This window comes from Streptomyces sp. NBC_00237 (assembly GCF_026342435.1).
Lineage (GTDB): Bacteria > Actinomycetota > Actinomycetes > Streptomycetales > Streptomycetaceae > Streptomyces.
The window spans coordinates 142872-157277 of sequence record NZ_JAPEMT010000001.1; the positions used below are offsets into that span (position 1 = coordinate 142872).

Sequence of the window (14406 nt, forward strand, 5' to 3'; positions counted from 1 at the left end):
GGTGAGGGCGCGTTCGCCCCGGGGTCCTCAGGACGCCTGGAGCAGCGCGCCCTCGCGCCATTTGAGGATCTTGTCGAAGCTGACCACCGCGCCCCGCCCCGGCCGGTTGCGGAAGTGCACGTGGTCGGCGAGCTGCTCGATGAGGCGCAGCCCCCGGCCGTTCTCCCGCAGGTGCGCCGCGGGCCGGGCCGCGCCGGGGCGGCCCGCACCCGTACCGCCCGCACCCGTACTGCCCGCACCGCGTCTGCGGACCGCCGGGAAGCCTGGTCCCGAGTCGGTGACCTCGATGCGGCAGGTGTCGCCGTCGAGGTACGCGGTGACCCGGTACGCCGCGCAATGCGGACCCGGTTCGTCGTCACCGCCGTGCTCGACGGCGTTCGCACAGGCTTCGCTGAGTGCGACCGAAAGGTCGTAGGAGATGTCCGGATCGACGCCCGCGGTGTTCATGCTGTCGAGCAGAAGACGGCGGGCGAGCGGAACGCTCGCGGCTTCGCGCCGCAAGTGGAGTGACCACCAGATGCTCATGCTCCAGCCTCCTGGCTGCGGCTCGACATACGACTACCTATTGCCGCCGAAGGCGGTCGGTAAGCCAGTAATCGGTGCGAGAGCGCTCATTCGGCGGATGCGCGCACCCCGTGCGCCGGTGTAGGGGGGCCGCCGCAGGACCGGGCGGCGGGCGGGCCAAGGTGACGTACCGGACGATGGTGAGCTTCTGGACCTGCCCGGTCCGCTACGGGAGCGCAGTGCGATGATGGCTCCGCCATGTCACAGCCCATCGCCTCGCCGGGCGCATACGACCGGGTCGCTCCGCGACTCGCCAGGGCCGCGGTGTTCGCCGCGGTCTGCGTCGTGCTGTCCGCGATCGGGCACGTACTGGGTTCCACGGCGACCGTGCCGTGGTGGACCCTCGCGGTGGGCTTCGCCGGGCTGTTCGCGCTGGCCGCGCCGCTGGCCGGACGCACGCGTTCCCTGCCCGGCATCACCTTCGCGATGACGGCGGGACAGCTGGCGCTGCACGCCCTGTTCGGCCTCGGCCAGAGCCATGCGGGCACCGTCCAGGGCGATGGCGAAGGGCCGTTGTCCGCGCTCGCCGCCCAGTTGATGTGCGGCGGCGGTACGGGCATGAGCGACGCCCAGGCGCGGAACGTTCTGGCCACGGCGGGCATCGATCCGACCGCCGGGGCGCACTCCGCACACGGGGCGGGCACGTCCACCGAGTCGTACGTCGGCTACGGCGCCGTCGGTACGGGCGGTGGACAGGACAGCGGCGCCGCTGCGGCCGACTGTCTGCACTCGCTGGTCCCCAGCCTTCCCATGCTGCTCGGTCATCTGCTGGCCGCGCTCGCCACCGGGTGGCTGCTGCGGCACGGCGACCTCGCGCTGCGCAGGCTGGCCCGGCTCTCCGCGTACGGGGCGCAGGAAGTGGCGACGGGCGCGCTCGTACGCGCCCTGCGTGCTGCTTTCGCGCTGGTGCGCGCCCTGTGGGCGGGGCTCTCCGGGGCTCCTTCGTGTGGGCCCGTGACGGTGCCCGCACCCTTCCTCGTGCCCGTGCGCGCGGGCGAGGAGGACCTCCAGCACTCGGTGATCAGGCGCGGGCCGCCCGCGACGGCGTTCTTCCTCGCTGCCTGACGCGGCCCCCTCACGTACGTACGCACACAAGACGACGGCGGAGCGGGTCGTGCTTCCGGTGCGCCCCGTCGCGGCGCGTCCCGGTGGTTCACGTTCCACGTTTGGACGCTCCACGTTCCGACGTTCCACGTTCCGACGTTTCACGTGAAACACCGATGCGCCTGTCGGGGTGTGCCCCTCATCCGATCCACTTCTGCCATGTGGGGTTCACAGTCATGAACGCAAACCGTCGCACCCGTATCTCACGCCTCTCCGCCGTCGGTGTCGCCGCGGCCGCATCCGTCGTGGTGCTCGCCGGACCCGCCTTCGCGCACGTCAGCGTGCAGCCGGTCGGCGCGGCCGCCAAGGGCGGTTACGCCACCGTCAACGTGAAGGTCCCCAACGAGCGCGACAACGCCTCGACGGTGAAGCTCGAAGTGAGCTTCCCGGTCAAGGAGCACCCGCTGACCTCCGTGATGCCGCAGGCCGTCCCGGGCTGGACCGTGAAGGTCGAGAAGACCACGCTCGACAAGCCGCTGAAGGTGCACGGCAAGGAGATCAAGGAAGCCGTCTCGAAGATCACCTGGACCGGCGGGAAGGTCGGCTCCGGTGAGTTCCAGCAGTTCCCGCTCTCGCTGGGCAAGCTTCCCGAGGACGCCGACCAGATCGTGCTGAAGGCCATCCAGACGTACGACAACGACGAGGTCGTGCGCTGGATCGAGGAGCCCAAGGAGGGTCAGCCGGAGCCGCAGTCCCCGGCGCCCGTCCTGAAGCTGACCGCGCCCGTGGGCGACGGGCACGGTGCGGCTCCGGCCGCCGACGACAAGAAGGCCAAGGACTCCAAGGCCGCCGACTCGCACGACGACGGCAAGAAGGAGACCGTTGCCGCGGTCTCCAGCAGCGACACCACCGCCCGGGTGCTCGGCATCGTGGGCATCATCGTGGGTGTCGCCGGTGTGGCCTTCGGGGTTCTCGCGGGCCGTCGCCGCGCCTCCTGACCCACCCCCTCAAGAGTTCCAGGAATTCCATGCGTAAGAAGAACGTGCTGGTCGCGGCGGCTCTCGTCGCCGCGGCCGCACTCACCCTGTCCGCGTGCGGTGGCGACTCCTCGAAGAAGGAAGGCGGCCAGTCGGTCGCCAACGTCGCCACTCCCACCAAGGAGAAGGCCGCGACGGTCCTCGACCGGCCGTACACCAAGCCGAACCTCGTCCTGAAGGACACGAACGGCAAGGAGTACGACCTCCGTGAGGCCACCAAGGGCAAGCCGACGCTGATCTACTTCGGCTACACCAACTGCCCCGACGTGTGCCCGCTGACGATGAGCAACATCGCGGTCGCGTACAAGAAGCTGCCGAAGGCCGACCAGGAGAACCTCCGTGTCGTCTTCGTGACGACCGACCCGGAACGGGACACGCCGAAGGAACTCGGCACCTGGCTCAAGGGCGCGGGCAACCCCGACTTCATCGGGCTGACCGGCGACTTCCCGACCATCCAGGCGGGCGCCAGGCAGCTCGGCGTCAGCATCGAGCCGTCCACCAAGGACAAGGACGGCAAGGTCACTTCCATGCACACCAAGCAGGTCATCGCGTTCTCGCCGAAGACCGACGCGGGCTACCTCCTCTACACCGACGAGGCCACCGCAGACGACTACACCGCCGATCTCCCGAAGATCGTCAAGGGAGACACCCCGTGAACACTCGCACCACCCGTTCCATGCGTTACACCGCACGTCTGACCACGTTCGCCGCCATAGCCGTGGCGGGCTCGCTCGCGCTGACCGCGTGCGGGGGCGACGCGAAGACCGACAAGACCTCCTCGGCGAAGACGACCGCTCCGGCGGCCGACAGCAAGCCGAAGCTCGCGGTCACCGGCGCGTTCATCCCGGAACCCGCCATGCCCGACATGGCGGGCGGCTTCCTCACCGTCAAGAACACCGGCTCCGTCGGCGACCGTCTGACGTCCGTCACCGCCTCAGCGTTCTCGGGCAAGGCCGAGATCCACGAGACGACCAAGGACGGAAAGATGAAGGAGGCGAAGAACGGTTTCCCCGTTCTCGCCAACGGCACGCTGGAGCTCAAGCGCGGCGGCAACCACATCATGTTCCTCGATGTGAAGAAGAAGCCGAAGAAGGGCGACAAGATCGCCGTCGAGCTGCACTTCGAGAAGGCCGGGACCGTGAAGGTCGACATGCCGGTGGAGGCAGCCACCCACAACCCGCAGCAGCACCACTGAGGGGCTGAGGACTCACCATGAAGGACACCGCCCCGCTCTTCGGGACGCCGGGGACCGCTTCGGCCGCACGCGTGCGCGAGGCACGCGTGCGTGCCCGTGAGGTGCGCGTGCATTTGCGTGAGGTGCACGTGCATGCGCGTGAAGCACGCCCGCACGCACGTGCGGTGCGCGTGCATGTCGTACGTGCGCTGCTCGTGGTCGCCGCGCTGTTCGGCGCGCTGTTGGCGGGCGCGGGCCCCGCCGCCGCGCACGCCGCGCTCACCGACAGCAACCCGAAGGACGGGGCGGTGGTCGCCACCGCTCCCCAGAACATCACCCTGAACTTCTCCGAGCAGATCCAGCTCGGCGAGGACGCCATCCGTGTCCTCGACCCGTCGGGCAAGCGCGCCGACACCGGCGAGGTCCTCGACCTGTGCAACGGCAACCTCGTCCAGTACGGGGTCGCGCTGCACAAGGGGCTGCCGGACGGCACGTACACCGTCGCCTGGCAGGCCGTCTCCGCCGACAGCCACCCCATCTCCGGAGCCCTGACCTTCTCGATCGGCGCGCCCTCCGAAAGCAGCGTCTCGCTGCCCTCCCAGGAGGCCGGGGGCGGCGTCGTCGGCGCGCTCTACGGCATCGCCCGGTACGCCGCCTACGCCGGGTTCATCGTGCTCGTCGGCGGTGCGGCCTTCGTGCTGACCTGCTGGCGGCGCGGGGCGTCCGAGCGTCCAATGCAGCGTCTGGTGGTGCGCGGCTGGCTGCTGCTGACGGCCGCGACCCTGCTCATGCTGCTGCTCCGGGCCCCGTACACCGGGTCCGGGGAACTGTCGGGGATCTTCGACCTCGCCGCGCTCAAGGCCGTACTGACCACCAAGACCGGTGCGGCGCTGGTGTCTCGGCTGTTGCTGCTCGGCGCGGCGGCGCTCTTCGTGGCGGTCCTCTTCGGGGCGTACGCGAAGAAGGTGGCCGCCGAAGACGGGGACGACGCCCCGGACGACGACGAGGACTCCTCACGCAAGGACCTCACCTTCGGCATCGCCCTGGGCGGCGGGGTCGTGGCAGCGGGCATCGCCGCGACCTGGGCGATGTCCGAACACGCCTCGACGGGCATCCAGCCGGGCGTCGCGATGCCCGTCGACGTCCTGCACATGCTGGCGGTCGCCGCGTGGCTGGGCGGGCTCGCCGCGCTGCTGACCGCTCTCTACCGGTCTCCCTCCCTTGAACGAACGGCCGTACGGAATTTCTCCCGGCTCGCGTTCGGGAGTGTCGCCGTGCTCGCCGCGACCGGGCTCTACCAGTCCTGGCGGCAGGTCGGCTCGTGGAAGGCGCTCTTCGACACCACGTACGGACAACTGCTGCTGGCGAAGATCGCGCTGGTCGTAGTGATGGTCGCGGCCGCGTGGTTCTCGCGCCGGTGGATCGGGCGGATGACCGAACGACGGGCTCCGGAGGCCGAGGCGGAAGCCGTACTCGACGAGCGGGAGGAACGGGAGGAGAAGGCACAGCAGGACGCCGAGTCGGTCACCGTGCCCGCCGACCCCCAGCGGGCCGCCCAGCTCGCCCGGCAGCGCGCGGCCATGAGCACCGTCCGCGCCAAGCGGGTCCGCGACGCCGATCCGGAGCGCTCCGGACTGCGCCGTTCCGTCCTTCTGGAGGCCGGGGTCGCGGTCGTGCTGCTCGCCGTCACGACCGTTCTGACCAGCACCGAACCGGGTCGTACGGAGCTCAAGGAGGCGGGTCGCAACACCACCTCGGCCCCTGCGGTGGCCGACCGCCCCGTCGACCTGAACATGGCCTTCGACACCGGCGGGCAAGGCGGCAAGGGCACCATCCGCCTCCAGATCACCCCGGGCCGCACCGGCAGCAACGCCCTGCACGTCTGGGCCAATTCGCCGGACAACAAGCCGGTGGACGCACCCGAACTGAAGGTCGCGTTCACCAACGAGGACAAGCAGGTCGGCCCGCTGCCCGCCGTCCCCGACAAGCTCGCCCCCGGACACTGGAGCGCGAGCGGTGTGCAGATCCCGATGGCCGGGACCTGGAAGATCGACGTGACGATCCGCACCTCCGACATCGACCAAGTGACCGTTTCCCAGAACGTCAAGATCGGCTGACCGGCGTGACCGACACTCCTTCCCCCACCTCTTCCCCCGACTCCGCACAGGACTCCGCCTCTTCCGCCACTCCGGAGATCTCGCGGCGTCGGCTGCTCGGCACGGCGGGTGCGGCCGGAGCCGCCGGGCTCGTGCTGGGCGCGGCGGGCGGCGCGGGTGTCGCCGCCGCGGTCGGCTCCGGCGGTGACGAACCCGCCGCCCTGGCCTCGCTGGGTACGGCCGAGGCGATGTTTCACGGGAAACATCAGGCCGGAATCACCACTCCGCTTCAGGCCCGCGGCCACCTGATCGCCTTCGACCTGGCGCCCGGGTCCGGCCGCAAGGAGGCCATGGCGCTGCTGCGCCGCTGGTCGGAGGTGGCGAAGACGCTGATGGCGGGCCGGTCGCTCGCCGGGGAGGACACCGGGGTCGCCTATGACGCCGGGCCGTCGTCCCTCACCGTCACCTTCGGCTTCGGCCGGACCTTCTTCGACCGTACGGGGCTGACGGCGAAGCGCCCGGTGGAGCTGGACCCGCTGCCGGACTTCTCGTCCGATCGCCTCGACGCCCGCCGCAGCAACGGCGACCTGTGGGTGCAGATCGGCTCCGACGACGCGCTGGTCGCCTTCCACGCGCTGCGGGCCGTGCAGCGGGAGGCGGGGGACGCGGCCCGGGTGCGCTGGCAGATGAACGGCTTCAACCGGTCGCCCGGCGCTACGGCAGCCCCGATGACGACCCGCAATCTGATGGGGCAGGTGGACGGGACGGGCAACCCGAAGCCGTCGGAACCGGACTTCGAGAAGCGGATCTTCGTGCCGGAGAAGGGCGGACCGGCTGGTCAGGAGTGGATGGCGGGCGGTTCGTACGCGGTCGTACGGCGTATCCGCATGCTCCTGGACGACTGGGAGAAGCTGCCTCGGGGCGACCAGGAGGCGGTCATCGGGCGGCGGAAGAAGGACGGCGCACCGCTGACCGGCGGGGACGAGTTCACCGAGCCCGAACTCCAGAAGGTGGGGCCGAACGGCAAGCTCGTCGTGGCTTCCGACGCCCACTCCCGGATCTCGGCCCCGGAGCAGAACGGCGGCGCGGCGATGCTGCGACGCCCCTTCTCGTACCACGACGGCATCTCCGCGGACGGGGTGCCGGACGCGGGGCTGCTGTTCATCTGCTGGCAGGCGGACCCGATGCGCGGGTTCGTGCCGGTGCAGCGGAAGCTCGACCGGGGGGACGCGCTGTCGAAGTTCATCCGCCACGAGTCGAGCGGGCTGTTCGCGGTGCCCGGCGGCCCGGGTGAGGGCGAGTACGTGGGACAGCGGCTGCTGGAGGGCTGAGGCCCCCGGAGACGGAGAGGGGCCCGTACGGCGGTGACCGGCGGGGCTCGGGGGCACCGGGCGAGGGATGAGACGGCTGAGCCGTGCCTCGTACGGCGCATTAGGGTGACCGTATGTCAGCGACGCGCTACGCCTATCTCGGCCCCGAGGGCACCTTCACCGAGGTCGCCCTCCGTACGCTCCCCGAAGCCGCCACCCGTGAACTCGCCCCCATGGTGTCGGTTCCGGCCGCGCTGGACGCGGTGCGCAGCGGTGAGGCGGCGGCGGCTCTCGTACCGATCGAGAACTCGGTGGAGGGCGGCATCACGGCGACGCTCGACGCGCTGACCTCCGGCGAGCCGCTGATGATCTACCGCGAGGTACTGCTGTCGATCCGGTTCGCGCTGCTGGTGCGTCCGGGGACGAAGCTCCAGGACATCAAGACGGTCACCGCCCACCCGGCGGCCCAGCCGCAGGTCCGGAACTGGATCAAGGAGAACCTGCCGGACGCGGTGTGGGAGTCGTCGGCCTCCAACGCGGACGGGGCGCGGCAGGTGCAGGAGGGGCGGTACGACGCTGCTTTCGCGGGCGAGTTCGCGGCGGCGACGTACGGTCTGGAGCCGCTGGTCACGGACATCCACGACGCGGTGAACGCGCAGACGCGCTTCGTGCTGGTGGGACGTCCGGCACGGCCCGCCGCGCCGACGGGGGCGGACAAGACGTCGGTGGTGATCTGGCTGGGTCCCGACCGGCCGGGTGCGCTGCTGGAGCTGCTCCAGGAGTTCGCGGTGCGCGGGGTGAACCTGATGCTGATCCAGTCGCGGCCGACGGGCGCGGGGATCGGCAACTACTGCTTCGCGGTGGACGCGGAGGGGCACATCGCGGACCGGCGGGTGGGCGAGGCTCTGATGGGGCTGAAGCGGATCGCGCCGAAGGTGCGGTTCCTGGGGTCGTATCCGAGGGCCGGGGTGGCGGCGGAGGACGTGCCCCAGCTGCGCCACGGGACGTCGGACCGGGAGTTCACGGAGGCGTCGGACTGGCTGGCGCGGTGCCAGGACGGTCGGGCCTGAGAAGAGGGCCTGCGAGCGGGCCTTGAGCGGCGGCTCGGAGGCGGGCCGAATGTGCCGGAGGTTTCCCACAAAGTTATCCACAGGAGGGGGGTGTGGGTTGGGGACAAGTCGACAACGCAACGCGACATGGTCGACAAATCGCCCTAGCGACCCAAGATCCCTCCACAGGCCCACAGGTCCGGCAGTGTCAGCTCAATTGCCTTGATCAACTCCTTAGTGGAGCAATTCCCACTCGAATGAGCGTGTGAAGTGGGTTTGGGCTGGGAATCCATCGCCCCGAACCCCCCTTTCGGAAGGGCTGGTTCCGGAATCCACAGACCTTTCGCACACCCTGTGGATAACTTTCAGAATCCGCACCCCCTGTGGAAAAGAGGCTCCCTCCCGGGCCCCAACTCCCGCGCCGCGCAAGGCGGGAGCGCGGGACCGGGACGCCGCCGCTGCCCCGGCCGTGGAAATCCGCCCACCTTTCCCGGCGCGCGCGAAGCGCCTCGCGGCAACCCTGTCGACGCCACTCCGCAGCCCCCTTCTCGGCGCCTTCTCGGCGCCTTCGCGGCACCTTCGCGGCACCTTCGCATCGAATTCCCATTTCCGGCAATCCGGACAAAATAGGGGCCGCGTTGATATCCAGTCGAGGGGCGCAGGCAGGCACCGGTAGCCTGGAGGGGTGATTGACCTTCGCCTGCTCCGTGAGGACCCCGACCGTGTTCGCGCCTCCCAGCGCGCCCGTGGAGAGGACGTCGCGCTCGTCGACGCCCTGCTCTCCGCCGATGAGCGGCGCAGGTCGTCCGCCGTCCGCTTCGACGAACTCCGCAACGAGCAGAAGTCGCTCGGCAAGCTCATCCCCAAGGCTTCCGGCGACGAGAAGGCCGAGCTGCTGAAGCGCACCGGCGAGCTCTCCGCCGCCGTGAAGGCCGCTGACGCGGAGCAGAACGAGGCGGCCGAAGAGGCCCAGCGCCTGCTCCTCCAGCTCGGCAACATCGTCCACGAGGACGTGCCGGTCGGCGGCGAGGAGGACTTCGTCGTCCGCGAGACGCACGGCACGATCCGCGACTTCGCCGCCGAGGGCTTCGAGCCCAAGGACCACCTGGAACTCGGCGAGGCGCTGGGCGCCATCGACGTCGAACGCGGTGCGAAGGTCTCCGGCTCGCGCTTCTACTACCTCACCGGCGTCGGCGCGCTCCTGGAGCTGGCCCTGGTCAACGCGGCGATCGCGCAGGCCACCGAGGCCGGTTTCATCCCGATGCTGACCCCCGCGCTGGTCCGCCCGCGCGCCATGGAGGGCACGGGCTTCCTCGGCCAGGCCGCGGAGAACGTGTACCACCTGGAGAAGGACGACTACTACCTCGTCGGCACCTCCGAGGTCCCCCTCGCCGCGTACCACATGGACGAGATCATCGACGCGGACAAGCTGCCGCTGCGCTACGCGGGCTTCTCGCCCTGCTTCCGCCGCGAGGCCGGGACGTACGGCAAGGACACCCGAGGCATCTTCCGGGTGCACCAGTTCGACAAGGTCGAGATGTTCTCCTACGTGAACCCGGAGGACGCCGAGGCCGAGCTGGAGCGTCTGCTGGAGTGGGAGAAGCAGTGGCTGAACGCCCTTGAGCTGCCATTCCAGGTGATCGACGTGGCCACCGGCGACCTCGGCGCCTCCGCTGCGCGGAAGTACGACTGCGAGGCGTGGATCCCGACCCAGGGCAAGTACCGCGAGCTCACCTCGTCGTCGAACTGCAACAGCTTCCAGGCGCGCCGACTCTCGATCCGCATGCGCGACGGCAAGAAGGTCCAGCCCCTCGCCACCCTGAACGGCACGCTGTGCGCGGTCCCGCGCACCATCGTGGCGATCCTGGAGAACCACCAGCTCCCCGACGGTTCGGTGCGGGTCCCCGAGATCCTGCGTCCGTACCTGGGCGGCCGCGAGGTCCTGGAGCCGATCGCCAAGTGAGCACCACCGCTTCCTCCGGTCCGGACGCCTCCGCTCCGTTCCCGTACCGGCTGATCGCGACCGATCTCGACGGCACGCTGCTACGTTCCGACGAGTCGGTCTCGCAGCGCACCCGTGACGCGCTCGACGCCGCCTGCGCGGCGGGCGCCGCGCACATCGTGGTGACCGGGCGGTCGGTGGCCTGGACGAAGCACATCTTCGAGTCCCTCGGCTACGAGGGACTCGCGGTGTGCGGCCAGGGCGCGCAGGTCTACCACGCGGGCGAACGCCGACTGCTGACCTCGGTGACGCTGGACCGCCAGTTGGCCGGTCTCGCGCTGTCCAAGGTCGAGGCGGAGATCGGCCCGCTGGCACTGGCCGCGAGCCGGGACGGGATAGACGGTGCGGTGCTGATCGGCCCCGGCTACCGGGTGCACGAGGGCGAGCTGCCGTACGTCCCGTTCACGGACATCGCGGACGTCTGGGCGGCCCCGCTGACCAAGCTGTACATCCAGCACCCCGGCATGTCCGACGACGACCTCGCCCGGGTCGCGCGCCGGACGGTCGGGAACCTGGTGGATGTCGTCATGGCGGGCGAAGGGGTCGTGGAGATCCTGCCGCTGGGCCTGAGCAAGGCGACCGGCCTGTCCCTGGCCGCCCGTCGTCTGAAGCTGAAGGCCGCGGACACGATCGCCTTCGGTGACATGCCCAACGACGTGCCGATGTTCGGCTGGGCCGCGCACGGCGTGGCGATGGCCAACGCGCACGACGAGCTGAAGGCCGTCGCCCACGAAATCACCGCGTCGAACGAGGACGACGGCATCGCCGTGGTCCTGGAGAACCTGCTCGCCCGCTGAGACTCTCGCCCGCTGAGGGTCTCGCCCGCTGAGGCGCTCGGCCGCGAGGCACGGAAGCCCTCCCGGGAGGCACGGGACCGGGCGAGGCGCCAAAAGGTACGGGAGGGGGCGGCCCGGCGCGATGCGCGCTGGACGAGGCCGCCCCGGGCAGTCTCCGGGGGCCGCACGACGGAGCGACGGGTGTTGCCTTCTCCGGTGCCTGCCCCACTCTGCTGCCCCGACTGGGAGCCGCATCGACCGATCGGCCAACGCCCGCTCCACCCCCGGTAGTTGGGCATTGCTGCCCTTCTACTGTGCGTGTCGCCCCATATCGCCTGCCACTCATTTTCCAGCCGCGTGCACCATGCATCGATTTCAGTTGTAGGATGACTGGGCAACCGGGCGAATCGCCGCCCGGTGATCCGGCGGGCAGGACAGGAACGGGGCACGGCATGGCACTTCGGGCGGCGGGGCGGAAGTCCCTGGTGGACACCGTCGTGGAGCAGCTCCGCGATCAGCTCACCGACGGCGAGTGGTCCGTCGGCGACCGCATCCCCACCGAGCACGTCCTCGCGGAACAGCTCGGCGTCGGCCGCAACACCGTGCGCGAAGCGGTGCGCGTCCTGGTGCACGCGGGGCTGTTGGAGTCCCGGCAGGGCAACGGCACCTTCGTCCGCTCGACCGCCGACCCCGCGGCCGTGCTGCGCGGTATCCGGCACGCCGGGGCTCTCGACGTACTGGAGCTGCGAGTGGCCCTGGAGGCGGAGGCCGCACGGCTCGCCGCCACACGGCGCGACGACGACGACCTGCGCGCTCTGCGGGCGGCCCTCGCGAAGCTGCACGAGCAGGGCGACCGGGCCGCCGACGCCGATCTCGCCTTCCACCTCGGGATCGTCGAGGCCACCCACAACGCGGCGTTCACCGAGGTCTACCGCTTCTTCTCGGCCCAGGTGCACGAGTCGCTGGTGACCTCGCTCGGCGATCACGAGATGCCGCCCATCGACCTGGTCGCCCATGCCGCCCTGGTCGACGCCGTCGAGAGCGGCGACCCCGCGGCGGCCGAGCAGGCGGCGCGGTCGCTGCTCCAGGTGCCCATCGACGTGATCCGCGGTCTCGTCGGCCGCTGAGGCCCCTCCCTCCCCGGCCTCGCTCCCCTCCCCCTTCACTTCATTTCTCTCACCTCCCTTGGAAAGGTGTTCGCCTTGTCACGCCCGGAAGCCGATCAACTCCTGCTGGACGCCGAGGCAGACGTCCGGCCCACTCCTCAAGGGGCCGCCGCGCGGCGGGCGTTGCTGGCGCATCCGGTGATCCTGATGGTGGGCATCGTGCTGGCCTCGCTCAACATGCGGGCGGCACTCGCGAGCGTGTCCCCGCTGGTCGGCGAAATCACCGACACCTTCGGGCTCTCGTCCACGGCCACCAGTCTGGTGACGTCCGTGCCGGTGCTCTTCCTGGGCGTCGGCGCGATGGTCGCCCCCTGGTTGGGCAGGCGATTCGGCACCGAAGCAGTGCTGTTCTGCGCGCTGTTGCTGCTCGGCGTGGGCATCGTGGTGCGGGTCGTGCCGTCGACGATCGCGCTGTACGGCGGCGGCATCCTGATCGGTGTCGCGATAGCCCTCCTCAATGTGCTGATGCCCGGTCTGATCAAGCGGGACTTCCCCGACCGGGCGGCGTCGATGACGTCGGTCTACACGGGCTCGATGATCGCCGGGGCCACCGTCGTGGCCGCCTCCTCGGTACCGCTGGAGAAAGCCTTCGGCGGGAGCTGGGAGGCGTCCCTCGCCTTCTGGTCGCTGCTGGCCGCCGTGGCCGCCGTGGCCTGGCTGCCTCAGGTGCTGATCGCCCGGGGCCGTACCGGACACGAGGTGCGGGTCGCTCCGGCGGCCGGGGCGGGGGCCGCGCCGAAGAGCGTCTGGCGTTCGGCGCTGGCCTGGCAGGTCACTCTCTTCATGGGCCTCCAGTCGTTGTGGTCGTACGTCCTGATCGCCTGGATGCCGACGATCTTCACGGATCACGGGATGAGCCGTTCCACGGCGGGCGTGGTCTTCGCGTTCAACAATCTGATCCAGGTCGCGGGCGCCTTCGGCGTTCCGCTGCTGGCCGGGCGGATGCGCTCGCAGCGCCCGCTGGTCGTGCTGGTCTCCTCTCTCGTCGCGGGCGGGTACGTCGGCCTGATGGTCGCCCCGGTGTCCGGGGCCTGGCTGTGGTCGGCTGTCCTCGGCGTCGGCCAGGGCGGTGCCGTGGGCCTGGCGCTGACGATGATCGTGCTGCGGAGCGGTGACGCGGCGACGGCGGCACGGCTGTCCGGCATGGCGCAGACGATCGGCTATCTGCTGGCCGCCGTGGGCCCGTTGGCGGCGGGTGCCGTGTACCAGGCGACCGGCAGCTGGACGGTGCCGATCGCCCTGATGCTGGGCGTGTGCGCGACGGCTCTGGTGGTGGGCCTGTTCGCGGCCCGGGATCGTAAGATCTGACGCTCTTCAGGTGTCAAGGTCCGGGGACTCGAAGTCCGAGAAGTCCGAAGGGCCAAGAAATCCCGACCTGTTGCTGAAACGGGGAGCGCCCCCGGTTCGTATCTGACATACGAACCGGGGGCGCTCCCCGTTCCCGAAGGAGCCCGCTTTCGGCTATTCATCACCCGCAAGAGTGAGCGAGCGCAGCTTCTGGCCCGCGTACCAGGTGGCCAGGCCGGTGACGGCGACCAGCAGGATCACGGCGGTCGGCAGGCCGACGTCCGAGGCGATCGTGCCGTCGGCACCGATCTTCTCGGCCAGGGACAGCGCCCACTGCTGGATGCTGAGCGTCCGGGCTCCGGGCACCAGGCTGCCGAAGAGGGCCTCCCAGACCAGCGCGTACACCAGGCCGAAGACGACCGCGTGCCGCGAGATCGTGCCCAGCAGCAGGAAGACGGCGCTGTAGGCGATGGACGCGACCAGGGCGGCGACCGTGTAGGCGATGGCGATCTGGCTGCCGTTGCCGTTCAGGATGAGGCCCGCGACGAAGGTGGGGATCGCGGAGAACGCCATGGTGACGGCGATGGCGACGATCAGCTTGGTGAAGATGATCGTCGGTCGCTTCACCGGCTTGGACAGCAGGTAGACGATCGAGCCGTCGTCGATCTCCGGGCCGATCGCACCCGTGCCCGCGATGACGCCGATCAGCGGCACCATCGTGGCGAGCGCGAAGCCGCCCAGGACGTCGGCGGCCACGCCGTCGTCCACGCCGACCAGCATCCGCACCGCGACCGCGATGACGATGAGCAGGGCGGGCAGCAGGAAGAGGATGGCCGCGCGGCGGCGGCCGAGCAGGGCCCGGTAGGTGAGCCGGGCGACAGTGGGTTCGTACATCGCAGCA

General features: G+C 70.3%; 13 protein-coding genes. 11 read left to right on the top strand and 2 right to left on the bottom strand.

Annotated elements, in window-relative coordinates; genetic code table 11:
- Window positions 1-27: 27 nt before the first annotated feature.
- On the bottom strand, window positions 28-525 hold the full coding sequence (locus OG897_RS00670) for an ATP-binding protein (RefSeq protein ID WP_266651787.1): 498 nt from the start codon (window positions 523-525) through the stop codon (window positions 28-30).
- A gap of 237 nt (window positions 526-762) precedes the next feature.
- On the opposite strand from OG897_RS00670, the gene OG897_RS00675 reads away from it, so the two are divergent.
- The 11 genes from OG897_RS00675 (at window position 763) to OG897_RS00725 (ending at window position 13526) form a co-directional block, all read left to right on the top strand.
- Window positions 763-1629: a hypothetical protein gene (locus OG897_RS00675; RefSeq protein ID WP_266651789.1), complete on the top strand. Its 867-nt coding sequence runs from the start codon at window positions 763-765 to the stop codon at window positions 1627-1629.
- 215 nt (window positions 1630-1844) lie between these two features.
- Complete coding sequence (locus tag OG897_RS00680) at window positions 1845-2606, top strand: YcnI family protein (protein WP_266651791.1); 762 nt, start codon at window positions 1845-1847, stop codon at window positions 2604-2606.
- A 29-nt stretch (window positions 2607-2635) separates the two neighbouring features.
- Window positions 2636-3301 carry an SCO family protein gene (locus tag OG897_RS00685; protein ID WP_266651793.1) on the top strand — a complete coding sequence of 222 codons (666 nt, stop codon included), beginning with the start codon at window positions 2636-2638 and terminating at the stop codon, window positions 3299-3301.
- On the top strand, window positions 3298-3840 hold the full coding sequence (locus OG897_RS00690; RefSeq protein WP_266651795.1) for a copper chaperone PCu(A)C: 543 nt from the start codon (window positions 3298-3300) through the stop codon (window positions 3838-3840). The genes OG897_RS00685 and OG897_RS00690 overlap by 4 nt, the downstream gene beginning before the upstream one ends.
- Before the next feature lie 17 nt (window positions 3841-3857).
- A complete protein-coding gene (locus OG897_RS00695) occupies window positions 3858-5936 on the top strand; it encodes a copper resistance CopC/CopD family protein (protein WP_266651797.1) in 2079 nt (692 codons plus the stop codon).
- 77 nt (window positions 5937-6013) lie between these two features.
- Window positions 6014-7246, top strand: a complete 1233-nt coding sequence (gene efeB / locus OG897_RS00700) for an iron uptake transporter deferrochelatase/peroxidase subunit (protein ID WP_266656460.1) — start codon at window positions 6014-6016, stop codon at window positions 7244-7246.
- Between the two features lie 113 nt (window positions 7247-7359).
- Window positions 7360-8295, top strand: coding sequence for a prephenate dehydratase (pheA, locus tag OG897_RS00705; RefSeq protein ID WP_266651799.1), 936 nt, complete (start codon window positions 7360-7362; stop codon window positions 8293-8295).
- A 664-nt stretch (window positions 8296-8959) separates the two neighbouring features.
- A complete protein-coding gene (gene serS, locus OG897_RS00710; RefSeq protein WP_266651801.1) occupies window positions 8960-10237 on the top strand; it encodes a serine--tRNA ligase in 1278 nt (425 codons plus the stop codon).
- Entirely contained in the window at window positions 10234-11073 is an 840-nt protein-coding gene (locus OG897_RS00715; protein WP_266651803.1) for an HAD family hydrolase, read from the top strand. The genes serS and OG897_RS00715 overlap by 4 nt, the downstream gene beginning before the upstream one ends.
- A gap of 431 nt (window positions 11074-11504) precedes the next feature.
- Window positions 11505-12179: a FadR/GntR family transcriptional regulator gene (locus OG897_RS00720; RefSeq protein WP_266651805.1), complete on the top strand. Its 675-nt coding sequence runs from the start codon at window positions 11505-11507 to the stop codon at window positions 12177-12179.
- Window positions 12180-12254: 75 nt separating this feature from the next.
- Window positions 12255-13526 (top strand): MFS transporter, encoded by a 1272-nt coding sequence (locus OG897_RS00725; RefSeq protein ID WP_266651807.1) that lies wholly within the window; start codon window positions 12255-12257, stop codon window positions 13524-13526.
- 153 nt (window positions 13527-13679) lie between these two features.
- Here the strand turns inward: OG897_RS00725 and OG897_RS00730 are convergent, their stop codons facing one another.
- Complete coding sequence (locus tag OG897_RS00730; RefSeq protein ID WP_266651809.1) at window positions 13680-14399, bottom strand: ABC transporter permease; 720 nt, start codon at window positions 14397-14399, stop codon at window positions 13680-13682.
- Between the last annotated feature and the right edge of the window lie 7 nt (window positions 14400-14406).